Source organism: Paenibacillus sp. FSL R10-2782 (genome assembly GCF_038592985.1).
In the GTDB taxonomy this organism is placed as follows: Bacteria; Bacillota; Bacilli; order Paenibacillales; family Paenibacillaceae; genus Paenibacillus; species Paenibacillus terrae_C.
This window is the reverse complement of record NZ_CP151951.1, coordinates 251844-277709: the sequence shown is the minus strand read 5'-3', so window position 1 is coordinate 277709 and position 25866 is coordinate 251844. Positions and strand designations below refer to the sequence as shown.

The 25866-nt window shown below is 47.3% G+C and carries 24 protein-coding genes; 1 reads left to right on the top strand and 23 read right to left on the bottom strand.

Features of this window, described 5'->3' with window-relative positions:
* Nucleotides 1–35 precede the first annotated feature (35 nt).
* The 6 genes from NST83_RS01265 to NST83_RS01240 all read right to left on the bottom strand — a co-directional run bounded on the left by NST83_RS01265 (nucleotide 36) and on the right by NST83_RS01240 (nucleotide 4803).
* Nucleotides 36–284 carry a hypothetical protein gene (locus tag NST83_RS01265; RefSeq protein WP_342416284.1) on the bottom strand — a complete coding sequence of 83 codons (249 nt, stop codon included), beginning with the start codon at nucleotides 282–284 and terminating at the stop codon, nucleotides 36–38.
* A gap of 115 nt (nucleotides 285–399) precedes the next feature.
* Nucleotides 400–816, bottom strand: a complete 417-nt coding sequence (locus NST83_RS01260) for a DUF4280 domain-containing protein (protein WP_044645018.1) — start codon at nucleotides 814–816, stop codon at nucleotides 400–402.
* A gap of 15 nt (nucleotides 817–831) precedes the next feature.
* A complete protein-coding gene (locus NST83_RS01255; protein ID WP_342417846.1) occupies nucleotides 832–1338 on the bottom strand; it encodes a hypothetical protein in 507 nt (168 codons plus the stop codon).
* Nucleotides 1339–1352: 14 nt separating this feature from the next.
* On the bottom strand, nucleotides 1353–2642 hold the full coding sequence (locus NST83_RS01250; RefSeq protein WP_342416283.1) for a pentapeptide repeat-containing protein: 1290 nt from the start codon (nucleotides 2640–2642) through the stop codon (nucleotides 1353–1355).
* Nucleotides 2643–2716: 74 nt separating this feature from the next.
* Entirely contained in the window at nucleotides 2717–4132 is a 1416-nt protein-coding gene (locus NST83_RS01245) for a phage baseplate assembly protein V (protein WP_342416282.1), read from the bottom strand.
* Nucleotides 4129–4803 (bottom strand): hypothetical protein, encoded by a 675-nt coding sequence (locus NST83_RS01240; RefSeq protein WP_342416281.1) that lies wholly within the window; start codon nucleotides 4801–4803, stop codon nucleotides 4129–4131. The genes NST83_RS01245 and NST83_RS01240 overlap by 4 nt, the downstream gene beginning before the upstream one ends.
* 830 nt (nucleotides 4804–5633) lie before the next feature.
* Between NST83_RS01240 and NST83_RS01235 the strand changes: the two genes are divergently transcribed.
* On the top strand, nucleotides 5634–6671 hold the full coding sequence (locus NST83_RS01235) for an acyltransferase family protein (RefSeq protein ID WP_342416280.1): 1038 nt from the start codon (nucleotides 5634–5636) through the stop codon (nucleotides 6669–6671).
* Nucleotides 6672–6713: 42 nt separating this feature from the next.
* On the opposite strand, the gene NST83_RS01230 is transcribed toward NST83_RS01235, so the two are convergent.
* The 17 genes from NST83_RS01230 to NST83_RS01150 all read right to left on the bottom strand — a co-directional run bounded on the left by NST83_RS01230 (nucleotide 6714) and on the right by NST83_RS01150 (nucleotide 25753).
* A complete protein-coding gene (locus NST83_RS01230) occupies nucleotides 6714–7328 on the bottom strand; it encodes a glycoside hydrolase family protein (RefSeq protein ID WP_342416279.1) in 615 nt (204 codons plus the stop codon).
* The gene (locus NST83_RS01225; protein ID WP_342416278.1) at nucleotides 7328–7747 is read right to left on the bottom strand and encodes a phage holin family protein; all 420 of its coding nucleotides are present in this window, start codon (nucleotides 7745–7747) and stop codon (nucleotides 7328–7330) included. The genes NST83_RS01230 and NST83_RS01225 overlap by 1 nt, the downstream gene beginning before the upstream one ends.
* A gap of 100 nt (nucleotides 7748–7847) precedes the next feature.
* A complete protein-coding gene (locus tag NST83_RS01220) occupies nucleotides 7848–12386 on the bottom strand; it encodes an LPD38 domain-containing protein (protein ID WP_342416277.1) in 4539 nt (1512 codons plus the stop codon).
* A gap of 1 nt (nucleotide 12387) precedes the next feature.
* Nucleotides 12388–12816 (bottom strand): lytic transglycosylase domain-containing protein, encoded by a 429-nt coding sequence (locus tag NST83_RS01215; protein WP_342416276.1) that lies wholly within the window; start codon nucleotides 12814–12816, stop codon nucleotides 12388–12390.
* Entirely contained in the window at nucleotides 12813–14309 is a 1497-nt protein-coding gene (locus NST83_RS01210; protein WP_342416275.1) for a hypothetical protein, read from the bottom strand. The genes NST83_RS01215 and NST83_RS01210 overlap by 4 nt, the downstream gene beginning before the upstream one ends.
* A 56-nt stretch (nucleotides 14310–14365) precedes the next feature.
* Complete coding sequence (locus NST83_RS01205; protein WP_342416274.1) at nucleotides 14366–14740, bottom strand: hypothetical protein; 375 nt, start codon at nucleotides 14738–14740, stop codon at nucleotides 14366–14368.
* Between the two features lie 174 nt (nucleotides 14741–14914).
* Entirely contained in the window at nucleotides 14915–15652 is a 738-nt protein-coding gene (locus tag NST83_RS01200; RefSeq protein WP_342416273.1) for a hypothetical protein, read from the bottom strand.
* Complete coding sequence (locus NST83_RS01195; protein ID WP_342416272.1) at nucleotides 15645–17036, bottom strand: hypothetical protein; 1392 nt, start codon at nucleotides 17034–17036, stop codon at nucleotides 15645–15647. Before NST83_RS01195 ends, NST83_RS01200 begins: the two co-directional genes overlap by 8 nt.
* A 10-nt stretch (nucleotides 17037–17046) precedes the next feature.
* On the bottom strand, nucleotides 17047–18669 hold the full coding sequence (locus NST83_RS01190) for a glycosyl hydrolase family 28-related protein (protein ID WP_342416270.1): 1623 nt from the start codon (nucleotides 18667–18669) through the stop codon (nucleotides 17047–17049).
* On the bottom strand, nucleotides 18666–19247 hold the full coding sequence (locus tag NST83_RS01185) for a hypothetical protein (RefSeq protein WP_342416268.1): 582 nt from the start codon (nucleotides 19245–19247) through the stop codon (nucleotides 18666–18668). The genes NST83_RS01190 and NST83_RS01185 overlap by 4 nt, the downstream gene beginning before the upstream one ends.
* Nucleotides 19248–19264: 17 nt before the next feature.
* Nucleotides 19265–19633: a hypothetical protein gene (locus NST83_RS01180; RefSeq protein ID WP_342416267.1), complete on the bottom strand. Its 369-nt coding sequence runs from the start codon at nucleotides 19631–19633 to the stop codon at nucleotides 19265–19267.
* 57 nt (nucleotides 19634–19690) lie between these two features.
* Entirely contained in the window at nucleotides 19691–20653 is a 963-nt protein-coding gene (locus NST83_RS01175; protein WP_342416266.1) for a N4-gp56 family major capsid protein, read from the bottom strand.
* A 20-nt stretch (nucleotides 20654–20673) separates the two neighbouring features.
* Nucleotides 20674–21435, bottom strand: coding sequence for a hypothetical protein (locus tag NST83_RS01170; RefSeq protein ID WP_342416265.1), 762 nt, complete (start codon nucleotides 21433–21435; stop codon nucleotides 20674–20676).
* An 89-nt stretch (nucleotides 21436–21524) separates the two neighbouring features.
* Complete coding sequence (locus NST83_RS01165) at nucleotides 21525–23303, bottom strand: hypothetical protein (RefSeq protein WP_342416264.1); 1779 nt, start codon at nucleotides 23301–23303, stop codon at nucleotides 21525–21527.
* Entirely contained in the window at nucleotides 23284–23535 is a 252-nt protein-coding gene (locus tag NST83_RS01160) for a hypothetical protein (protein WP_342416263.1), read from the bottom strand. The genes NST83_RS01165 and NST83_RS01160 overlap by 20 nt, the downstream gene beginning before the upstream one ends.
* On the bottom strand, nucleotides 23529–25340 hold the full coding sequence (locus tag NST83_RS01155; RefSeq protein ID WP_342416262.1) for a hypothetical protein: 1812 nt from the start codon (nucleotides 25338–25340) through the stop codon (nucleotides 23529–23531). The genes NST83_RS01160 and NST83_RS01155 overlap by 7 nt, the downstream gene beginning before the upstream one ends.
* Complete coding sequence (locus NST83_RS01150; protein ID WP_342416261.1) at nucleotides 25337–25753, bottom strand: transposase; 417 nt, start codon at nucleotides 25751–25753, stop codon at nucleotides 25337–25339. Before NST83_RS01150 ends, NST83_RS01155 begins: the two co-directional genes overlap by 4 nt.
* Nucleotides 25754–25866: the final 113 nt, after the last annotated feature.

Below are 25866 nucleotides of genomic sequence, written 5' to 3'. Positions count from 1 at the left end.
TCCACTATTTTACCCCCATACATCGACTTGCCGACCTACTCCAAATATGATATCTTCTGGCTTCTCAGCTCCTGCGGCGGCTCCAGCCCCAGCTCCTTGCGATAAGAAGCCTCGAACTGCGCGTAATGCCTGACGATTTTCTCCTTTCCCGGTAAAATACATCCCGTTCCACCCTGTACGATTTGCCTTCCGGCATCCCGAAAAAAACCTTGGGAGAAGCTGCGGTGACCTCTGGCACTAATACCGACCCAAAGCGGGAGGCGAGGCGCTTTAAAAACGCCCATCCGTTTCCATGTATTGCAATACGCTCAAGTCCTTTCAGTTCTCCTTTCCGACAACATAAAATTGCGAGGGAGTATCCGAAATATGGCGTCATGAAACAAGTCAAAGAGCAGGTCTTTAATCCAGCTCCTGCCCGTCATTTTCAATTCGGATATGACCACAATACAGACACTGGTGGGTACAGTTCTGTGTCAAGGCAGGTTGGCCCTCAATCCTCATGTCGCTTTTTCCGTTCAGCCACGGCATGGTCAGGACAGGAACGCACGGGGCTTTCTTCACGCCATAGATGTCCACCATGTCACTGGCTTGCACAGCCGGATTTAATGGACTGGAGCAGTTCCCAAAAGACTGGATGTTCACTCCCGGTACATAATCTCCAATGTTCATTTGTGCCTTGTTTTTCACGTAGACCCCATGGCTAAAAGGCCGTTTCAAACGCGTAGGCTGCGTGCCATAACTACAGCTTAAAATTGCTCCTGCCACGACATAGCTCTTTTTCGCACCGGTTCCCGGTTTCACTTGGGCTTCTTCCACCTTGCTCCATCCTCCTTAGTGCTCCATCTCGATTCGTTGTACTCGAATGCCTGTAAAAGATCGGCGCAGCAGACTTTCCGCCACAGCCAGATGAATATAGATATGGGGTTCGATCAGTCCCGCAATCCGAAAAACAGGCGATGGGATATCCCCCTGTTTGAGCACCAAATGCTTCAACGTATCATTGGGATACCACTCCGTTTGTACGGAAAGGCAATCTACTATCGGCGGCCGAAGTATCCAGTACACGTCCTGTCTAGCTTGCTGAAAATCGGTAAGGATGGCCGCTTCCCATTCCAGTCCCGGCATATATTTCTCCAATAATGCTTTCAGCCGATCCGACACCAGCGGCATTGGAAATTCCAAAAAATCTGGGTATATCGTTCGTTGATCAGTATGTACATCTAAAAAAAGAGGTTCATCCTGCGGTTCCTTCATCGGGGCATCTGACAGGATGGCCTCTACCTGCAAGGGAGAGAGCGCAGCAGGTTCTATCCGATGTTTTACCCGCTCATCCATCATCAGTCGGAAATATCTCAATGCAACCACTCCCTTTTCCTGCCATCCCTCGCCTGTGCAGATGTAGAAGGCTCCCCCCATGAAGGAGACTCAAGGGCTACACATTCCAATCCAATGGCCTGCCTACGCTGTTCGTCGGTAAACATCACGCCTTGTACATTTGCGCCCGTAAAATCGGCCCGGTTCAAATAGGCTCCCTCAAAGGAAGCACCTGACACGTCCGCTCCCGCAAAATAAGCATCTGTTAGATCCGCTCCGTTCAAGGACGCTCTTTGCAGCAGGGCATCTTGGAATACAGCTCCTCGCAACTGTGCATCTTGAAAATGAGCTCCCTGCAAGCTCGTCCCTGTGAAATCTACGCCAGCAAACCCCAGTGGCTCCCAATCTAAAGAAGCATCCGAGCCATATCCGGCGTTGCCCATAACAACATCCAATATTGCCCCTCTCATGGAGCAACCGCTAAAATCGGCTCCATGAAGCAAGCTGTATGTTAAGTCGATCCCATCGAGTCGACTTTCCTCCCACATCGTTCCAACCAAGACACAGCCACGCAAGCGATTATGTTCCATCTTGATCTGGCGAAAGGCCGTATACCGAAAATCCAACTGGCTATAATCCCCGTCCGATAGCTGGATGCCCTCCAACGCCTGATAGCTGTAGGCTTGTTCTTCTTTTTCCTCCAGCCACGACTTGATTACGTTCGCATCCATCCGTCTGCGGTCTTCTTTATACACAGACACACTCTGATCCAGGTACTCTCCAACACGAATCTCGAATGTTTCTTCCCGCTCCAGTTCCTGAAACTCCGGTAAACACACCGCCTGTTTCATCGCCAAACGAATCATATTCACCACTAGCTCATGAATATGTACCGCTGCCTCCAGCATGATCTGCTCCCATTCCAGCTCTGTTAGAGAAATTTGTTGTTTCTCTACCTCCGTTCTCAAATGCTGCTGCAAATCACACCAATAGGAGAACGTCCACTCTGTATCATATTCGAATCGGATCGGTTCAGGATCAAGTACCCATAAGGCGTCTGCTGCCTCCACGAGATAAGTAGGCTGCTCCTCCAGCCATGTGGTACGTAGCACGGAGTACGTGATATAACCGATCTTTCCTTTTCTTCCTTGAAGCTGCTCTTGCCGAATCTTCTGACAGTATCCTTGGAAGACCTCGACACAGGCTTGAATCCGTTTCTCTTGCGTCACCTTGAACTTCAGCGCCCAATCTCTGCGGATCAGAAACCACGCCTGATCCAAAATGGCTTGCCGCTGCTGCGGGTCTAGCTCATCTATAGGCTTCTCCATTTGCTTTCATCCACCACCTAAAGCTCTTCATGTCATATCATCATGTTGCCGCCATTCAGCAGCCGCCCTGCAGCCTAATTCGACTTCACTTCGCTACCCTTCATATCCGCTGATCCGCTCAATTGAATATGACTACCGTTGCAATCCATACGCAGCTCACTGCCTGCGGACAGACTCATCGTTTTACCAGCAGATAAACTCAAGTTGCCACCCGCCGAGATACTTACCTGCTTACTGCTCACGATATGAATGCCTTCCTTGTCATCCAGCTTGATAAAAATAGCGCCGTCCTTCCCCGTCACGACCAGTTCATCCGGCCCCAAACGAATCTCTTTGCCATGAGGCGTTCGCCATATTTTCATCTGGGGATTGGAAAACTTGTTGTGTCCGCTCCCTCTGCCTGCACGCCTGATCGCACTCCCCGCAATCCCATCTTCTTCACGACTGCCCAGAAAATACAACGATACGGAGTCTCCTTTTTCTGGCATCACGTACCAGCCTGTATGTCCTCCCCCACTGTACACCGTCGAATAGTTGAACCAATGCGCCTTATCTTTATCCTGCTTCTCATCGCAATCCAGATGAATTCGCACCTGATCCTGACGCAAGTCCACAACCACACCGCTTAACGAGGCTCCCGCCAGCTTTTCCTGGTAGTAGCTTTTTTGCCGTAAGCCTTTGTACGAGGCAAGCACATATTGATGTCGCAGCAGTCCTTGCCTCATTTCGGTATACGCCTCAATGACGTACAAGCTGTGTCCCTGAAAGGTCAGCTGAGCTCCCAAATCCAGTACCTCGTCCGTTTCTACCTCATAGAAAATAAAGTCATTTTCCGTCACCTTCGCCTGCTCATTTTCCTGAAAATAACGGAAAGGCAGCATCTGCTTGCGCACGGTATAACGAGTATGATCCAGCACCACCTGTGCAGGGCTATCCTCAATGCCAAAATAAAATTTTGGACTGTCAAAACGAGCCACAGGCATCAGGCTCGTATGATACCGGGAGGCCATACGTCTCAAGAACGCCCAGTCCGTCTCCTGATACTGGATGGCCAGCCTTCCGATTGGCTCTCCACCTGTCGCTCCATCAATCACATCCAGCCCTTCGTAGTCCTTGCCGATCTGCTCCAACATCTGAGGAATGGTCATTTTTGTATATTGAAAAGAACGGGTACGCTGCTGGATATCCATCCGGTAGGTATGAGAAATCGCCTCCACCTCCAGATAGTACACGTCCCGCACGACCTTCACTTCGACCGACAGGGCAATCCCGCTGAACAGCGGCTTGCTTTCGCCCGTTTCATCCCGCTGGCTCACCTCGATGACGGTGTTCTTTTCAGTCGTTTCCACATAGCTGTCCTGCATCTCCTCGGGGATGATTCCTGTAAAATAGAGCCGGGTATGCTCGTTGATTTTTTTCGTGAGGGTAAGCTGCTCCAGATCCACCATAACATAGGGATATATTTGGATATTATCGTAGCCCAAACTCATAACGAATCCGCTCCTTTCTCATACGTGGGATGTGAGGGAATCGGTAGCCTATGGAGAGATTGCACTGTATTTTCTGCCACAGGTAACCACGCTTCCATATCCGATTCCATACAGTTAAATGTGCCCATTATCACCTGTCCTTTATGGATAAACAGCAGTATTTCATTGTACAAATTCATATCCACACCTGCTGCTACAAAACGAATAATTCCGATAGACAGCCCGGAACGATTCACGATCATTTCGGTACCGATCCAATTACGAACGGGTTGTACAGACCGCAGTACATCCGCCATTTGTTCTACAAATTCGGGAAGCTCGTCCACCTCCAAAGCCGATTCTGTCGGATTAAAGGTGGTATCCACCGTTCCGTCCCAAGAAGTGTAAATAATCTGAGGACGATGTTCCGAAGGATATTTAAATCGGGATTGCTCCAGTGGCATCAAGCTAAAAGATTTGGGGATGCTAAACGCCATTTGTCCATCCAAAATCGGTTTCCATTCCAACGGGATCAGTTCATCACCCATCCGCAGCACCCTGTTTTGTTCAGCAACAGAGTTATCCTGATCGGGTACAGCAGGTTGAGATAGGTTCATATTTTCGTTATTAGATGCTACATCGTGGTTAAGCTTATTTTTGAGACTTAGGATATGCTCGTCCATATAATTCATAGAGGTAGTCCCTTCTTCTTAAAAAGATGAGAGTTTACTTCAAAATACGAAAGTAAGAGGGTATATTTAACAATAGCCCATCTTATGTATGTATCGGCCAGAATAGAGATTATGTTTACAGAAAGAACCATCCCAAGCGTTATTTTCAATGTATATTTCTGAAATTAATATGGAAAAGAGGATGCATAGAAACTGACTACCGATCAAACTAAATCCGTCTTAGCCAAAAAAAGAAATTATCATGTAGAGCACACACCAGATATTCCTTTCCTTTTTAAGGGCAAATCATCACCCCCTTTCAACCTAAAAAGCGACGGTACCGACGAAAGCGTCATTCTACGCCAACGTCGGTACCGTCGCTATTTTTCTATAGAAATGGAGCAAATTCCATGTCATCCTGCTTGCCAAGCATTCTTTCTACCTGCTCTATTCCCCTTCAAAAATAACTTACGCAAATGAAAGGTCAATACCAAATGATTTGTATCCAGTGCATAAAATTTATAAGCCAAGTTTGTAGACATGATGTCTACAAGTCTAGTACAATTTGACTCTTAATAATTTCATGTCTACATTTTAACTCAATAAAAAGCAAAAACCCGCTCAGTGAGCGGGTTTTTTAGATGGAGGCGAACTTACACTAATAAAAACCCTGTACGTTACATATAAGTTGTAACTTCATCAAGAAGCCTTTAATTGTACTCTTCAATGGACTCCTACAAACAGAGCAAGGGGAATAATCCTCTTGCTTTTTTATGTGGATAAATATTCCTAGGTCTGATAGAATACATATGTTTCAACATACCAAACATCAACGGGGGCTAACTTAAGTAATGTCAGAATGTGTAGAACGTGTAGAACGTAAAAGGTTAGACTGGGTTGATACAGCCAGAGGGATAGCTATAATAGCTGTTTTCTGCGGTCATTTTTTAACTCCTGACCGTAGGCTAGAAGTTTTCTGTTATTTGTTCCATCTTCAACTTTTCTTTTTGATTTCCGGCTTCTTTTTTAGCAAGAATAAGGACTTACCCTTTTCGGTATTTTTAAAAGAACAAATAAAAAGGCTAATAGTTCCTTTAGTGTTTTTTGGGGTATTGAATATTCTGTTTTTTGATTTCTACAAAGACGAAACCTCCCCTGTCATGTGGTCTCAATTCGCATCAATATTCACAGGGTTTAAAGATCATCCCGCTCCAGAGTTGTGGTTCATGGCTAGTTTGTTTTGTGTCTCAATATTTTACTATCTCATAAATAAAATTATAAAAAACAGACATGCAATATTAGTGCTATCATTGATTATATTCCTATTCGCCAAGGTGCCTGTAATTACTGTTTTACTTAAGCATTTATCATTTTTAAACGTCTACGATACACCTAATTATCTACTATTCTTTGCACTAGGAGATTATATATTCAGTCATCTTCGAAATTTCGATTTTAAGGCACAACGGAAAAAAATAAAATATTTCATACATGTTATAGGTTCTTTTTTATTTTTTTGCGCTTATGGAATTTTCACTTTCACTCCAGACTGGTATAAATCTTATGGTATTAATATTGATGGACATGTTATTTATAATGCTTACAGATTGGCGTTAACCTTAATTATTATTTCAGCAGTATTATATGTAAGCCATTTAATTTCGGACTTTAAAATACTTTCAGAGATAGGTAAAAACACTTTAGTACTAATGGGGCTAGAAATGATTATTAAAAACATTTCACTGAATGTTATGGGGATGTTCAACATATCCATACATTTAGATAACGCTTTGCAAATAGTCATATATTGTTCGCTGCTTATTTTCTTAGTTAAAATTTTGGCCTTCAATTTTTTTAATAAATCAGTTTCATATCTAATAGGTAAATAGCATGGAAAAAGGCCCCGGCATAATCGCTCAGGGCCTTTTGTTTTACTTGCTTACTGTAGCCGTATTAGTCTTACTATCCCACTCCACTGTAGCGCCCCACGCCTCGCCAACAGCCCGCAATGGTACATACGTCGTACCGTTAATCATCTTAACATCAGCGATAGTCTTACCATTTACGATTACATTTGCCTTTTCCATCTTTTCATCGTCCTTCGCATCCGGTTTGTTATACAAGGACAGCTCTGCTTCTCTGCGCCGTGTCAGACCAGCCAGCACATTACCCCCCCCCGCCTTGTTGTATTTGGTGATGTTGGCGGCAATCTGCGTCACTGTGCGACCTTTACAGAGTGTCTTGAGACTACCTGCGCCGCAGTTGTAGCAAAACGACGTCAGCGCGTCAAATTGGTTTTGCGTGAGTTGGTCCGTTACCGGGACATATAACGGGTTGTTTACATACGCCTCGTATTTGGCAAGGTCAGCGACCAACATTGCGTCAGCTTGGGCCTGCGTTATGGTCATGCCTGCTTTAACGTCCTGTCCGTAATGGCCCCAGCCTATGGTCCGATACTGTTCGGTGGGGACGGGCTTGTACGCTGTCAGGCGCACGCCCTCGAAATTTTTAATTAACGCAATTCCCGCTTTCGATATTTTCCGCATTATTTATCAGCTCCTTTATCAATATTGCCTTTACCCTTGAGAACTTCCACGGCCTGACGGATAACCGGCGGGATCGGCGCTCCCAATCTCCCGCCATTTTCGATAATAGATAGCAGCTCGTTGGAGATGTAAAAATAAGCAACGGAATCCCGAAACAAATGAGAGTCGCCCAATACACCATCTACCAAGTGCGCCACAGCGACCATAGCAAAAATAAATACCTTACGTGCTACGCCAATAAGGCCGACCTTACTTTTAAGACCACCTTCTGCCGCCGCCGCTGCACACCCTGTAATGTAATCTACTGCGACAAATACCAGTAGGGCGCTTAGTACACCAGACCACCCGCCAAAAAAATAAGCTGCTGCACCACTCCCAGCAGCAGTAAACCATTTAAATACCAAATCCAATCTATCCATTATGTTCCTCCTGTTTCTGTTCAGGAAATTTTCCTGACCTGTCAAAATTATTTGAACAACAAAAAGAGCGCGTCATATAACGCGCCCAGGTATCACCTTATTAATAAGGGACTTTGCCTCGGGCCAACTCATTGCCGCCCTCAGCCAGTTGGTTGATCTTCTCTTGCAGCGCCCGTAATCTTGCGCGTTTTTCCTTATTGCTTATAGATTCGTCGTCCTGTACAGCCCTAACATCCTTACGAATCGCGCCCATTTCCTTGCTAATCTTAGTCATCTTCTTACGTAGCGAATCGTCATACCAAGCAGGAGGCTTCCGCAAATCAGAGTCATAATTGACCTGGTCAAGCTTCTCCTTGTACTTGTAGAACTCAGTACTGATATCATTACTGAAAACAGGATCAGTGGTAACCTGTTGTATCAGAGCATTGCCAAAGTCTCCCCCTGGTGACAAGAGCGGCTGTCCAAACTGCCCAATGAAGCCCGTATATTGCCGAGCCAGATAATCCAACTGCTTAGGGCTTGTGCCTGTTTTCTCTCCCAGCCAAGTAGCGATCTTGGTCGTTTTGGCATCGGTCTGTAACTCAGGCGATAGGTTTTGCAGATAGCCTGGAACAATAGGGGAGCCGGAAAAGGTTTTGTTTGCAGCTAGGTCTGGGACAGGGCCAAGAATTGTTTCACCGCCCATCCCCTGAAGTCGATCAATTATACCGCCCTCTTTCAGTGCCCCTTGTACTCCTGGTGGCGTGAACGTGGTACGGATACGGTCGGCAAAATCCCTAAAGGCCGCCGGATCATCGTCCTGAAACTTACGAAGCAGCCGTTCCGGTAGATCCGAAAAGAGAGTACCAAGCTCCTGAGGTTTAGCAATTTTGATGAAAGTGCCATCCCCCTTAGGAATCAAGATGAACGAATCCTTTATCCGGTTACTTAACTTTTGGTAATTCGGGTCATCATGATTCCACACATACGTCACAATGCTTGGAATAGTCAGGGCCAAAACAGCTTTCATAGTTGCCTTTGCAGGATTGTCCTTGTAAACCCGGACGAATTGATCTAAACCTTGTAGAGCTGCATTCATGTATGGGAAAGCCTTGTCCAGATCCCTCACCAGTTTGCCCCGCCGCTTAAAGTTAACCGTTACATCCTGGGCTGCAAAGAGAGCTTTTTGGATGTCCTCTGGCGCTCCGCCTTTAGCTACACGCTTAAATTCTGCCAATCGAGGCGCAGACTCCACAGCATTCATGATGTTTTCCAATCCGTAATACAAACGTGGTCCGAGATCCTTCACCATACTTTTGGGTAATACTTCACGTTTGCTCTGCTTTAGCAAATTTCGGTCTGCCGCGATAGGAGAACTATGACCTCCGCCTATCCGTTTGTACCGCTTGTATAGCTCACCATTACGAAGTATCTGCACAGAAGCGTCGGCCAGATCCACGATGAACCGAACCGGGTTATTGGTCGTTTTAGAAGCTACATAAGCCTGTGGAATATCCCGAAATAAGTTACGTGTCAGAGAGAACACCGGGTTGGCTCCAGTTGTTAATGTCTTCATCTTGTTGGTTAGCCACCCGATTGCATCCATAACAGCATTGGCACCTTGAGGCCCGAGAGACGTAACCGCATCAAGGGTCTGAGCGTCATGGACCTTTACACGTACCGGATCACCGTTCATCAGCACCCGTACAGTGTTGTCAGTATCGAGCCGATCACGGCGCAGCCGTGCATAATCTTCGTCAAGCGACTGCATAAATTTATCAAGTCCATTTTCCTCCAAAATCTCACGGGCAAGCTTCTCTTTTCCTATATCACGAGACACAACAACCGTGGCTATATCTTTAAATGCTTCAGCGTCTTGGTTCAAGTTCTTAACAAACTGCTGCATGACCTGGTTACGCTTGGCCGTCTTCACATAGGCATCGACGTTCTCGATCGTGGCTTCGATCGGCGATATAATCTTTTTCTGTGAACCGCCCTTACTGTAACCTTTAACCGGATTGGACTGATTTCCATATCCCTGCTTTGCCTTGCCTCCAGCTCCATTGCGTTTCTCAAGACTGGTAAAGTACCGTTTATTCGGTACGTAGTATGGGTTCTCATGGAACCAAGTCTCTGCCATTTCCTTGCTTATAACACCCGTATCCACTAACCAGTTGTTTACTAAGTTCTGATTGAATTTATACAAATTATCAGCAGTCTCTACAAACTCAGGAAACAACCGCTCATATTCATCAACGATTTTTTGCCCTTTCTCCGGCGTCCACTCCAGCTTATCAGCGAACACCTTTTCGCCACGATCCCACCGAGTGATGGCATGCTTATTGATAAGGTAGTCTTCAAAATCAACATAGATGGTTTTACTGGTGCGTGAGCGTAGTTCTCCACGTGTGCCACTTTCTACCTTAGGCGCGTTTTTCCCGCCGGGCAAAGTGGATAAGACATCTTTCAGAGAATCTCCTACTACCTCACCAGCACTATTGACCATCTTATCTGTGACAATCTGCTTTGCTACCATGTCCGAACCGCGAGAGGCTAAAGCGAGTTTATGAGTTGATTCCGACGCATCTAGTTTTCTCCCGAGGACCTTCTCCACCATCCTGTCAAAAAGATTGTATGGATGTGCATCATCAACCAAAGCGGTGTATAGCCGATCCGACGAACCTTTCAGGCTCCGCGGGTCGCGCATTTGACGGGTAACCAATTGCGAACGGGTTGACGTGGACAGCGAATCATAGGGTTTCGTTTGGGCGAATGCTGAAATACCTAATCCATTTTGCTCTTCATACTGTTTCGGAAGGACATAATTTTCGTCCGGTTTAATCGGTGAATTCTCAGGTGCGACCGACTCCTGTTTTCCCTTAGCCGCTTCTTGTCTGGCCTGTCTCGCACGCATGAACTCAGGAACCGCAGGATCATTAACGCTGAAAGTTTCCTGCTTATTAATAGAAGATTCATTCACACGGAGGCCTGAACTCTCCTGCTTTAACCGGCTCGATACAAGCGGCTGATCGGTAACGCGCAAAGCAGGGTCAAGCTCTTGCACACCGGTACGTAAATTATCCCGAGCCGCTGTATATGCCGCCAACTGTTCGTCGAACCCGCTTGTTTCCCTCCACGACGGCACACGGCCCGACTCATCCATAAAGCCGTTATCAACACGTTCCTGTGCCAGTTTATATAAATCATTGTTGCTAGGCGCTTTCCCATGAGTCTGGTAAAACTCCTGATACCACAGTGGATTCTGAGACGTGCGTCCAGTACGGCCAATAACATCACCGTCTAATCCACGTTGAAGTTGACCTTGCGATACGCCACCGCGACTGTCACGGGACTGCTTAAGGTATTTATACTCATCAATCACCCTCTGGCCATACTGACTTTCCAGCTCTTGCAGACGTGAATTAATCTGTTGGATTTCTCCACGACCTTCAGCAGCATTTGCAGTAGCGCGGCGAGTCTGTGGTGAGCCTTCCGGAAGAGTAAACGTAAACGGATTAGCAATTGCTTCGTCCCCTGCCTGTTGGACAGATCGGGCCGTTGCCGAATTAATACGAGCTTCCTTTCTACCCACCGGCAGGCTGAGTATTTCAGACACTTCCCTGTCAGGGATGCCGTTCTTTTTGAACAGCGAACGCCAGCCAGCGCCGACACCTCTGGCCACTACTTCCCCACCAGCACCGAACGCTGCGCCAAGGGCGGCATTATGAAGCACTTCCTCACCTGTAGACTGATCCATGTTAAGGCCATAGGCTGTATTACCAATGGCTCCTGTCGCTGCTCCGGTAGCAATCCCTCGAGTAACACGATCAGCAGCGGCAGACGACACGCCTGGTAATTTGGATGCCTGTCGACTAATCGCATTTACAGCAGCATTCCCCGTTCGTGTAGCAATCGCACCCTCTGCCGCAGCCATTGGCCCGGTCAGCAGGTTTTGACCTTTAACCCCAGGTGCAGCAGGATTAAATGCCATCCCAAAGACACCGCCAACCATACCCAATTTGTCTGCTACATTATCTGCTGTAGCGTTGCCTGTAGTTGGCATGGTAGAAGCTTTGCCTAGAGACATTTCAGCGCCTGTTGTTGTGGCGCGTCCAATGAATCGACCTACAGGGTTACCTTCTGTAAGCCAGTTTAATTCACGAGACAAGGGAGCTAAGTGTTCTCCATAAAACGGGTGCTCCGCGGCAGCTTTATTGATCTCTTCTAGATTCTGTTCATATTGCGTCAGCGGCTTAATCGTTCTACCTGTTGCTGCTCTATATGTGCCTATAGCATCCCGGTTGCCTTGAGTCGCTTGGGCAAAGGTAGAGTTTTCTATGAAGCCTGGACCGACAACGAGCGCAGGAGGCAGTTTAAGCCGGTTCTTTTCTCGATTAGCAGCCTTCTGCTGCATTTCCTTTCCCGCATAGTCCAACCCCTTAGCCACAAAGTCCTGAACAGCCGGACCCGTTAGGGTGTTTTTCACGTTATTCAACAAAGTAGGAGGGGCAATGTCAGCAGTACGATTTCTCACAGCCGCATATTTGCTCTCGCTCCCCACACCTACAGGATTCGGGTTGCTTGCTCGCGCCAAGACACGGGCTCGTGCCTCTTCTCCTTGTTGCCTACGGTTACGGACTGCGTCGTATTTAGATGCCATGTTATCCCCTCCAATTCTTCATTACTTTATTTACATACTTTTGCGTCTCTTTTGGCGCATGTGCTTGTATAGCCGACCAGCTATTACCGTATTTCTTAATTGCCTTGTTCACGTTGCCCGGGCCCCAATTGTAAGCAGCCAGCGCCAGTTGATAATCGCCACCATACCGAGCAATCTGGCCTTTAAGGTACTTCGCCCCGCCATCTATGTTCTGGGCAGGATCATAGGGGTTGCTGACGCCAAGACCGGCAGCGGTACCGGGCATGAGTTGCATCAAACCGGTAGCTCCTACGCCACTCCTTGCTCGTGGATTGTAGCTGCTCTCAGCGTTAATTACCGCATCGACCAACCCAGCAGGCACACCATGTTTATTAGCTGAGTTGGTAATTAACCCCCGATAGGCTTGCGGCGCACCTAACGAGGTATTCATTTTCCCTGATACAGTTTGTTGAAATCCGTAATTTCCTTTTTGGTTAATCCAAGAGCCGCAAAAATCTGATCGGTTTGAGCGTCAGACAGTCCAGCATCAATCACATTTTGGAACATCTGCTGTCGCTTAGCGGGATCTGACGTTATCCGTGTTCCTTCTTTAACGCTCTTGCCATCAGCGTTTTTCGTGAAGGTAGGCACCGAATATTGATCTTGCATACTGGACAAGACCTGATTAGTTGTAAGCCCGCCTGCTGCACCGCTTGGGTTAGCCTGCTTATAATCCAAGTCAGCCCATTGCCGCGCATTATCATCCTGTTGAAGCGCCAGAGAAGCCTGCCGGAAAGCTTGGTTATTCTGCTCCTGAAGTCTCTGCAAAGCGTAGGTCATGCCGAATTGACTAACGTCCCTATCAAATACCTGCCGCCACTGTTGATCGGTAATTGCATCGCGCGCTGTCTGATAAGCAAAGTTCTGATCATACTGACGGACGCCCTCATTGTACTGCGCCGTTTGGAGCCCTTGGTTGAACTGCTGACCTTGAGCTGCCAGATCCTGCGCCTGCCCTGGCAAAGTACGAATACCCTGATTAACAGCACGAGCTGCGGAAGAATTAACGTTCGCGCCGTAAGCACTAGGGTTAACCCCCAAGGACAACAACTGAGCCCGCGCCCCGTCAGCCTGTGCACTTAACTGCGCACGTTGTTGAGCGGTAACCCCCGGCGCCTCGGCCCGCTGCTTGAACGACAAGATATTATTAACAATCTCCTGCGCTCCCTCTGGCATCCAGTTGCCGGTTATTCCTGATTCAGTTACCTTATTCCCAAAGCCCCGTTGATCCTCGCCCTGGTACATCTGTGCCATCGTTGCATAGTTGGATATCTGCTGTTGCTGCTGCGCTTGCTCGTTTTGGAAACGCTGATAAGCTTGACTGACCAGCGACGGCACAACGTCAGTTTCTACACGTCCCATCTCATTCGCTGCGATCTCGTCAGCTCGGTCCGTTGTAATGGTACTGTTCAGGATGCCACGTCGATTCATTTCGGCCATAGTCTGATTGGTTCCCGTCTTAATATTAGACTGTGCGCGCTGTAAAGCAGCCTGATATTCCGGGTCACTTTTCACGTCATAGTCAAATAGCTTCGGCTGCTGGGAAGCGAGCTGCCTCATCTGACTCATCAATTCATTTCCGCTTTGCGTGTTGGCGCTGATGGTGTTAACCGGCTTAAATGGCTGCGCCGTTATCGATGGCTTGGTGACAGCGGGAAACTGATAACCCAAGTTGGACGTAAGGTACTTACGCTGAGCTGAGGTGTCTTGTCCTACGGCTTCCCGCTGCTGAAGCACTGAAAGCGCACGCTGCGTCTCGTTCTGTTTGAATCCAGCGTTACTGGCAATATTGGATTGAGTCTGAACAAGCTTTTTCTTGAGTGCGGCATTCGCAGTACCGTAATTGGCACCGCCGTTACCGATCTGATTTCGGACAGTTACCATATACCCACACTCCTTTCTGGACAAAATAAAAGGACCCTCGATTGAGAGTCCTTAGTTTATTTATTCATTTTAGCTGCAAGCTGAGCTTCTATCTCAGCAATCTTCGCTTTGTATTCAGCAATTTTTTTGTTGTTTTCTTCAATCGCCTCTTGTGCGCGGGCTAAAGATTTCTTCCTATTCTCCTGAGTAATTGGATCGTTACTAGCTGGAAGGTTCGTTAATTCATCTATTCTTTTGTTGTATTTTACTTGACTATCCTCAGCATCGCGCAATAGTCCTTCCCAAAAGCCCTTATAGCTTTTTATAGATTCTATAATTTCCTCTGTTTTCTCACCTTGACTTTCGACGACCGTTTTACTAGATGTGTCTTTCGTTTCAACAGAAGACACTGCACTTGTTTGGGTATCTATTTGAATTGTTTTTCCATCCACTTTTACACCAGCCCCCAAAGAATCGGACACGGCCCGCAAAGGCACTACCGGCTGTAGCAACAACCGCGCCGATCAGCATACCAATGAGTAAATAAGACCATTTTTTCACGTTCAGTTCCCCCGAATAGTAGATTTGCCCTAATTCTACCATTTCAGGTCAGCAAGTCAATGAGATTATTCAGGCGCACTCGCAGGGATAAATACTGTAGCAACAGTTCTTGTTTTACTAAACAGCTTTAAATGTCGTGTACTATTATCAAAACTGGCGTTGATCACCATGTTTTGAAGAATATCACCGTTAATTTCCGCGAGTTGTTGCGATAGATCTTTTATATGTTCTATTTTCAAGCCAATTACTTCTAACGCATTTTCAAAACTAATCGGTCCCTCAAGGTAAGTCGCATCATCAGTTGACTTAATATGAACACTCGCCATGTTCCCTATATGAAGACCTTCTGTGTCAGCGTAAATAGATCCTCGGGGGGAGCCTTCATCCATAAACAACAAGTGGCCACCATCGTCTGCCTGCCCCAAGGAAAGAGACTCCCCACCCTTCGGACCATAACCCTTGAATCCTTCCGGTGTAATAGTCACCATAGGATATTGATCCTCAGATGTGGCAATATACGCGCCGTAGATTTCCCCAGCCGTCATTTTACCCAGGTCGGCGGTAATGGCAGACAGTTTCTGCACATTCATTTTGATAGCTGTTACTGTGCCTTTTACGAGGATATCCCCATCAATTTCATTCACGTTGCGCGTGTCCAGGTTATTGAGGATGTACAATAATTCCTCAGTTTGCATAACAGACGCGTTGTGGAGCTGTTTAACCAGCGTTCGCAGCTGATCAACTCCACTTTGACTTATATCCCCTAAGCTAGGGTTAACGGATGGCAATTCCACATTAGCCATTGCGTTTGCTCACCTCCCGTATAATGCGATGCATCTTAACTTTACCTGTACCCGACAACTTAAGCCGGTACCATGTTTCAGGCGTGCGGACAATGACAGGGATACGGATACTTTGGATTGCACCCGTACCATTGCTAGTGGTATACACCTGATTCCACGTACCGCCTTCTGTGCCGCCTGCATAGGCAACATTTAGCGTTGATCCGGGTTCTATGTCTGCCACGATAAACAGGCGGTTAATGGTCTTTCTGATCGTCTCGTCGTCTTCGCTGAATGGTTTGGTTTCAATAGACCAGTTGATTGTCGACCCTGCAAAGTCATTGCCGCCTACTTTAATGATCTTACCGTCAGCCGTACCGAAGTACAGCGTTTGACCGTCCAAGTAATAGGCCGTAGCCACAAAGCTAACAGGCCACCAGCGACCACCCTGCATGTCGTATTTAAGTGTCACGTTGGGTAATGTTGCTGTGCCCGTGACCAACGACAAATATACAAAACGCCCATCTGTGCTAGCGCAGCAGTTTTGGGCGTATAGTGGATTAATCTGTGCAATGTAATTTTTGATTGGTTCGCTAATCTTGGTCGGTGCAGCTCCACCCATGTAGTCATAAAACCCGTCAGGCCCGAGCCAAAACAGTGAATCCCGTGTCGGTACAACGGAGCGATCAGACACACACCCTACACCATACGGTTGAGTCATATTGAAATTGGTAGAGTCCTCGCCAAACAACTTATGCATAGTGTAGCGTTTGAACAAAATAACGTGATTAGAAAAGGACGTCAATCCGTTTGGTTTTTCACCGTCAGAAGTCTCTACTGTGATCTTACCCGTGCCCACATACTTATCTGTACTTTTCCAGTCTGTAGCATCTCGTAGCCCTGAAAAGGACAACAGGTTATCGCCTTTACCAGCAAGAAAGAAGCGGTTAGAGTGTGATGTTATGAATGACTCGCCTAACGGGGCATCTGTTACTGTGGTAATGGAAGCACCATCCCACTGGTGAAGCCGAATATCTCCATCGGAAAAAAATAGCTTGCTACCATCAAAAAACATTGAATACGGCCAAGGACGATTGTTATCGTCTCCACCAGGCTCGAATACCGTATTCCAAGAGCCGCCAGAATACTTATACAGACCCTTTCCATTGGTACAGTATAGTTTATTGTCAAACTTAAATAGGCGGCTTATATAACCCGTGTGCTGGCTGTGCAACGCGTATCCATCCACCACTTGCAGGGTAGGATACAAAGACGAATCTAGATTGACCGCAGACACACATTGACTATCTTTAATTTCTATAGACTCTGTCGCCTGATTAATCCCGTCTGCCAATGTTAAAATAGCTTGTTTTGTTTTTGTTGGAGAGGATACCCAAGGTTCCATATTACGCCTCCTATTCGCAGCTTATAAACGTGATCTGCCCCGGATCGGTAGGCGTGCCACCTGAATTAAATACTTCAATTCGAAATCCCGCGTTCGTTTCAGCTGTTACCCGGCAGAATCCCAATATATCGATCCCCAGCGTTGTAATATTTTTGTCTGATGTGCTCGGGAAGATAAAATTTACCTGATAAACCCCCGTGCTTATCTTGGTTACCGAATCCACGTTGAATGCTCTCCATATTGATGGTGTAGTGTTGAGGTTTACAATCCTACCTGTGGCAAACACCCGATTCGATGAGGGGGCAGGTAACTCGACCTGAGACTGATAATAATTCCCGGATTGCTCGAACATAACTGGGGCGCCGCCTGTGTAAAATTTGATATACTGAGTAGTAGCTGATGGCGTATTCCCCATATCTCGAAATGCGCATCCAGTCACTACAACCTTTACAGGGTAGCCGTTTGGCCCAGGAAAATTACCTGCATCTACTCGTATGTTGTGGTCATTGTTCAATGGTGCTGCAAAGCGATTGAAAGTGCAGCCGATAAAGGTATATGTGCTTGGGTATGTCGACTCATTGATCCAAACATCTGCGATATTTGCATTGCCTTCGAAATAAGTTCCCACAAAAGTAGCGCCACCCGCACCATATCGGCCCATGTCCTGCAATCGCACTCCCCAACGCTGAGCTGGCATAGATGCATGACCATTAGTCTCTACTGTACCCCCGAAAAAGTTTATGTTACAGCCGCCTTTTACATATAGCCCAGCCTCAGCGTTTCCATAAAACACACAGCCGAAAAAATCAATGGCGTTCGCCGTGGACTCAGATATCCGATCGTTACAGTACATGCCGTTTTTGTTTTGGTTGAACGTACACGACATGAGTTTGCACCGAACAACATCCTCCATTTGTATACCTAAAAACAAATTAGTGAATACCAAGTTCTCCAGATACTGCTCTGAAAGAAACACCATGTGAAGGCCCTTATGGGTGTTAAGGTCCGTTCCGGTTATGGTCATATTCTCCATATGGAAGTAGGAAAAGTGTTTACCATGTACGTAAAATGCAAAGTCAGCGTTCGTTTGATTAATTATAAATGTGGTGTTTGCATTATCCCCTCGGATATTCACTGCTTTTCCTGAGGTGGTAAAGTTGGTCAGGTCGATATTAACCCTTGTTTTAAGCACATATCGACCAACTGGCACGTAGATGGTCCCGCCTACTTGAATTACAGCATCGACAGCACTCTGAAAAGCAGCCGAATCGTCGCTTACCCCGTCACCCTTAGCTCCGAATTCTTTGACATTTATAAAGATGCTGTCTGTCGGACCATATCCAACCTGATTTATTTTCCTTCCGTACCCTACAAATTTAGCATTGTCCCCGAAATAAGTAATGTTCTCATCATTGTCGATGTGGGTAACGGTGTAATCTCCGTGCGGGAAGAATATTGCAGAACGCCCTTCGGAATTAGCCAGATTTACAAGGGCTTGGAGTTTGTTTGTCATGTCTTTGCCATTCGGGAAAATGCCAAAAGCTGTAGCTATATAAAAGGCATCACCGAACCCGCGTTTGACGAGTTCTGCATTTCGGTACTGAGCGGCGATCATTAAGCTGGCTTGGTTCATAACAGGTATCTCCCCATCACGTTTTCAATTACTGGGTAATCCGGGGTTTCGTGTATGACCCGTTTGAAGTCCTCCAGCAAGCCATTAAATTTAGCCGTATAGTTGTTTACCATATCAACATCGTTGAAACCTTCGCATATCTGTGCCAGCGTGCCGTACACCAGTAGCATGTGATAATCTGAATCCAAGTCAGGAACGACTTTTAAATCCGCTTCCACCAGTAGGGTCGGCTCTTTGTAATAAGAAATAATCATGGTCCCGTCTTCATCCGGCGTTGGATAAATGCCCAACTCGTCTGATTCAGTAATATAATAAAAGGGACAGTCCGCTTGTCCTTTTACCGCATAGTAGACATATTCCCGCTCGCCAACCACAACGTCAATTATGTTGGACCTCTTAGCAGGCATTGGGTAGGCAAACACTCCTGTCACGACCTCGTACCTAATCATAGTGTTTACCCGGAAGTAAAGCCGAAACAACTCTTGCTGCAACGTATTCAGTTTCCGCAACACACTAGAACTGGGCAATCCGTGAGGGTATTTCTCTGCAATCTCATCCAATATCTCCTGTAGTATCAAGGTACCACCCCGCCTAATTAGTTAATCTTCAATTCCTTTTTAACAGAATCGCGAATACGCTTATTGACCTCTTGCGTCTTGGCATAACTTTCGCGCCAGATATCTCGTATCACTTCCGGCACCTCTACCTCAATTCCACGTGGGATGGTATAGATAACACCGTTCCAGCCCACTGGCACAACATCATCAGGGTTGTTTGGGTCCTCGGGAATAGTCATAAAGACTTTCTTCATTTTTACCAACTGTTTTTTAAAATCCTTTTCCTCGCGAGTGATCTGATTTTCCAGTTGTTTTTCCAGGTCGGCTGCTTTCTTCTGCTTTTCGGCTGTGGCCTTTTTGTCCTCTGCCTCCGTAGCTTCAATATTCACATTTGTTTCATCTGCCATATAAATTACCCTCCTATAAATTAAAAGAGGAGCCGTAGCCCCTCCAGAATGTTTTTATTAGACTGTTGCGCCAGATTCCAGACGAACTAAGCACAGCTCATTAATACGCATCGTGGCAAAAACAGATTTCCAAGCCACCGTATTGAATTGGTTCATCGGATCAGCAGTACCGGCGGAACCAGCACCGTGAACAATGATTTCTGGCTTGGAACTGCCCTCGACGTCAGGCACACCATACGCACCACGACCGATAAACAACGTAGCGAATACGTCTGCACCTGCTGCACCGGCACCTGCATACTTCATACCGTTGTCAACCTCAATGAAATAAACACCGTACATCTTACCGATAATGCCATCTACAAAATCGCTCTTTGCATTCTCGACATTCGCCTTTTCCCACTGCGGCATTTGCATGAGATCCATTGCCACGTCGGTATGCACAAAGGCGATGTATCCACGGCCACGACCAGGGATGTTAATAGGTTTAACCTTGTTACGTTTCAGCGTCCGACGAGCACGGAGAATATCAATCGCCTTGACCGTATCCGTAGCTGTTAACGTGGCACGAGTAGCCTTACCGTTGGCATATTGCACGTTGGTACCTGCAAAAATAACATCTCGAACAATAGTATCAGACGATTCCCCAGCGTGTTCACCCATCAACTCTGATGTTTCTGTCAGTATCGGATCAAGGCCGACCAGATCTAAGAAGTCAGAAATTTTCGTCCAAGCACCGTATGTCTGTACCGTGGCGGTAACAGCTGTGATATCCAAGTTTACTGCATCCGGCGTGACACCCTCTGTTACGGCGGTAGTGGAAACGGCCAAACTGTTCAGTCGTCGCCATTGAGCTGTAGCCCCTGACCGTTTAGGAATGTTCTTCTTATCGCCGTATTTCATGTATACAAGCTCCGGTACCAACCGATCCAGCATTGCAGTTTGGTAGAACGTTGCGTTCTCCGCAGATAGCTGGTTAGTGCCTGTAGTATTGTTATAGGACTGTACTTGTGTTGGCATTTAAAATCATCCTCTCAATATTAAAGTGAAGTCCGCCTTCCGGCTTTGACCTCTTCTATCATTTTTCGTTGATCCGCTTTAGACAGAGCTGCAAACCCCGTCTTGTGCTCAGCGCCTTCGCTTCCAAGCGCCCCCGGTGTGCTGTTGGCATTCTCCTGCAATTTGCGGATGGTATCCGCTTCGGTCTGCTTGCTGACATTGGCTAGCTTGTCCTCGAAAGTGACCAGCTTATAGGCATCCTCCAGACGGTAGCCTGTTTCTATGGCCTTCTGAATCACCTTGTCCTGATACTGCCCAAAATCGGGATACTGTTTGGTCAGATCCGCGATTTCCCGTTCCACACGAAGTAGCTCTTTTTCCTCGCGGACTGACTGCATTTCCTGTTCGTATTTGGTCAGCTTTTCCCGTAATGGGGCAAGGTGTTCAATCACCAATTGTTCATCGATACCCAGGCGCTGCGCTTCGGCAGCGATTTCCTGCTCACGCTCGTACTGATCAAGAGCAGTCATGTATTGATCAACATCCTGAAAGCCGTACAGCTTAGCTACACGCTCCAGATTCTTCTGGGTAGCGCCATATCGTTCCTGAAGCTTGGCCTCTCTACGGGCAATCTCTGCCGTAATGATCGGGCCATAATCTTTATCCTCTCCACTCTGAGCGGCGACCTCAGGTGATGCTGCGCCCGTTTCGGTGGCTGTAGTTTCCGTTTGCTGTCCTTCCTGTTGTTCCCCGGCGACGGGAACCTCTACGCCCGATTGGCCTTGCAATTGTTCTTCATCCATACCGATCCTCCTGCTGTGCGACGACCACAGCTATTACGTCCGAATTTTGAAAATAGAATAGGCCACCGCAGTCTCAGCGGAAGCCAGAATTATTTAGATTCAGGCTGCTTCATAGCTGCCTGCTGTAATTGGGTTTGTGCTTTGACTTGCTCCAGCTCCATGCGGTTGGCATGATCCTGTTGTTTAAGAGCTAACTGCTGCTGGAGTTGTGCCTCTTGTGCCGCTGCCGGATCTTCCTGTGGCTGCTGTGCCTGCATCTGCTGCATAGCTTGCTCCTGCGCCACCTGCTGTTCTTGACGCTCCTTGATGCGTTTCAGCAAACGGTCTTTGAACGGAATGACATTCTTCGGCGCGAACTCCAGGTAATCTTCCAATGTGATCTGTTGGCTGTCGAACAGCTTATCAAGGGAGGACATCATAAGTTCCTCGCTGTAGGTGGAAGCAGGCCCAACGTCTATTTTTAGGTTGAGCTCGATGTCGGCGTAATCCGTACCTGTAAACTCCTGACTGTATTCCTCGCCATCATCATTTTCCAGATTGACACGTCTTGTCGTGTTATAGCGCACCTTCCAGAACTGTTCCCACACCCTACCGATATCCTCAATCGCCCGGTAGAATCGTTTTTTGATGGTCTCAATTGGCACCCCTGCGGCTTTTTGCAACAACATAATGGCCGTGGCGTTGAGATTACCGGACGACATATCCCCCGTGCTGGCATCCTGAGCAGACGACAACATTTTGGTATAGTCCATGAAAGATTCAACAAGACCATTAGCCAAGCTGGACACAGGCCCCGGTGTCAGGTAATCAATTGACCTTTGTCCTGGTGGAGACTGGTCGGGGATTGCCTGGCTTGGGTCATTGTTCAGCGACTTGGCATCTATAAAATTCGGATTGTATACCATCTTAGGCCAGCCCGTGAGCTGTACAGACAGGAGCTGCATGGCCATAAGGAAATTGATAGCTTTCTGATTCGGTATAATGCCCTCAGTGTCACCCACTCCGTGAATGGACTTCTTCCGGCGTTCCCACTGCATGACAATGATCGGGTACAGCGTAAAGCCTGTATCCTGTTTCGGTTTAACCGTCTGCCCTGATGCCTCTTTGGAAAAGTAGATTTTACCGTCTTCCTTCCAATATTTCGTCAACAACGTAACCTTTTCAGATCCATCCAGTTCCCGCTTTGCCGGATCATACGCCTCGACCTGTGTTTCCTTATCAGCGGATATAAATAACAACTTGTCTGCACTCAGTCCGTTCGCCGTAGCCTCTTTCTTCACCACATCCAACGGCTCCCTGCTGCTGATAATGATGTAAGGCTGCTTCTGCACTTTGCGCTGTTGCGGATTGCCGAAAAATACATTGATTGGGTCCAGCACTTCACCCACCATTTCGCCCTGATACGGACGCGTCAAGCCGCCTTTACGACTGCTATCCCAGTAGTAATGCCAGATACCCGTACCAACGCTGGAACAACTCTCCAGTGCTTCCTCATTCAGCTCATCCTGTTTACTGTTCTCCCAAGTGGTAGCGGAAAAGCGAGTAAACAGGTCGCCAGCCTCTTGAGCTCGTTTGACTTCGGCCTCAGCTTCTTCCGGCATACCGTTAACATTCTCCTGTGCTGAGAACAGCATATTGACGTTCTCATTCATTACAGATGAAACTTTGTGATTCTGAATGTACCGGATGATATTGAACACAGGACGCGGCATCGTCTTGGTCTTGGCTGTAGGCTTCGGCCACTGGTCACCAGCTTTGAACCGCTCGTATTCAGGCCAAGCATCTGTAAACCCCATCTGCTGCATGTAGTTTAGCCCGGCCTTGTACTGTTTCTGTATTGTGGTTTCCTCAGCTGTCTGCATTGCCACGCGGCGTCACCCCATTCATCCATTCATCTAGCACGCTCTGACCAAACACATCGGCAACAGCCTTTTGAGCTACCGCGATAGGGTCAGTCGGCTGAAACTCTGTATCAGGTGGGCGGCTGTATGTGTACTGGCCTACCATGTCACGCAGCGTCTTGTTAACCACTTTTACTGTCTCTTCCTCCAGATTCGGTAAGGCAAGTAGATTACCGATTACCATCATCTCGTTTACCATGTTAGGAACCCTCCTTCATCGTCACCATCTGTATTGGACTGAAACGGGAATGGCAAAGGCTTAGCCTCCACCGGATCGTCCCGAACAATAAAGCTTTGTTGGCTGCGGATCTCATTGGCGATCATGTCCGATATAAGGACATCATCATGCTTGCCGTTCTCAGCGTCTGGACGGTTGTTGTCGTCATACACGAATGTCAGGCACTCTTCCAAAAAGGTGATATCCACGAACAAATCAATATTGTTCTCAATCAGATCCACCGTCTTATCTATGATCAAAGGTCGCGTATTGCCGTCTGTCTTCCAGCCGTATTTACGCTGAACCTGTTTAGCCATGCTGTCATACTGCTGGCGCATGTATTGTTTGGGATACTTGAGCCGTTCCAGCTCTTCAATTGGAGCTGTATTAAAGTTCATCTCAATGCCAATCAGTGCCGTATTGAAATGGCGACCAAGACAATATATCTGCCAGGTGTACGGCTTACTGGTGTTCAGCTCCCAATGAAGCGTGGCGCAACGCTTGCCCGTCACGTTATTAATGACAGTGGCTGCGTACTTATCTCGGCCTTCACCCTTAGTGTCACCGCCGACAACATACGGGTACCGATGCTGCACATCCTGATAGATGGTGATTGGCCCGTCAGCCTTGTCCACCCACTCTATGGAATCATCTATGATGCGGTCTTGTGTCTCAGCATCGTTCCAGCGAAAACGAAAATAGCCCCGTTTAGGGGGCTGCTGGGCGTATATACGCTTGAGGTATTCGATTCGCATGACGATGATTTCCTGATTAAACACGCAACGGCCAGAAGCCAAGAATGCTTCATGCGGTGAACAAGGATACTCCTGCTTGATCATGTCTTTGTTGATGTACCCGTCGTATTTGACGTAGTACCAATAGACCTGCGACCATTCCAGCTCAATCGTATCCAGCAGCCATCGGCATCGTTCCCATATCCAGCCCGCAGCTCCAGCAACTTGACTACGGAACCACTTGTCACGCTCAGGGCTTTCGAACGCCATTCGATATTCGCGGGTCAACCACCAAGCGAAGAAGCAATTCTCCCAGGCCTCACTGTCCCACAGGTCTTTATACTCGTTATATCCGTTGGCGGTAGACTCGTATATCTGTATGGCATCCTTGGTCAGAGCTTCACCTAGCCCGGCCTGTACACCGCTGATCCCGTCACGCCAGAAAGCAACCTCGCTACCATGAAAGAAGTTGATTGTACGGGAACGCCCCATGTTCCGGCTGGCCGTTTTGATTTCCCACGAGCTGTGCAGCTTATCGAACAGGAGCTGCTTGCGGTTGTTGAACTTCTCGGTGGGCTTGATTGCATCTGGCAGCGCGTTGTATGGATACTTGGCCTTGTTCTCAAAAATGGCGCTACTGTTACCATCTTCATCGGCTGCTGTGAACCCTTCAAAGTTCTTACGGGTGATGGTACAGGCCAATTGGTAAGCAGTGATGAAAGAGGTAAACCCCTGCTGCCTCCCCTTCAGGACGAGAAACTTAAGGTGTAGCCGCCTGCCTGCCTTGAACTCTTCTATGGCCGCATTGAGCTTGTCACAGAAGCTGCGCTGCGCGTCATTCAGGAAAAATGGTGAAGTCTGCTTATCCTTATCGACGATAACGAACAGCATTTCAATCAAGCATTCTGGGTGGTCTCGGACCTCAGCCCGTACCTCGGGATGATCAACCAAATAAACAGCAACGGATTCACGATAGGCTTTATCCTGCTCCACATCATGGTTCTGTTCCCACAACTCACGGCGACGGTCAATGATCTGCCGGCAGGTAATCATAGCAGATCCTCCAGCTTAGCAGCCCTTACATTCGCATCCACTTCTTTTTTATCCCGCCACACATCCGGCTTACGGTTCTTAAGCCAGAATATTTGTGCGGTCACATCCGGTTGTACCTCTTTGGTAACTCGCTTGGTTTCCTCACCATACTCGCATGTCACCTCATCATACCGATACCCCATCGCTCGCTTAAGCAGTGCATTTTCCACTTGCACATCAATGACTTCCTGCCCTCTTTTTAGGGCTTCCGATAATTCCGGGTATTTGTTCTTATACTCAGAAAAAGAGGACATCGCCACCCCAAGTTTCTTGGCAATATCCTCCTGAATCATCCCATCACGTGCCCATGCTTCGATAAGCAGGAGCTTGGGTTCAACGTGGGTTTGATATTTACTTTTCCGTCCTCCTGCCATCACAATTCAGCTCCTCTCACAAGATAGTTAAAATCACAAAAGAAAAAGGAGCCTTTCGGCTCCCTCCTGATATTTTATGGCAGAAATATCATATTACTTATTACACCTTAAGA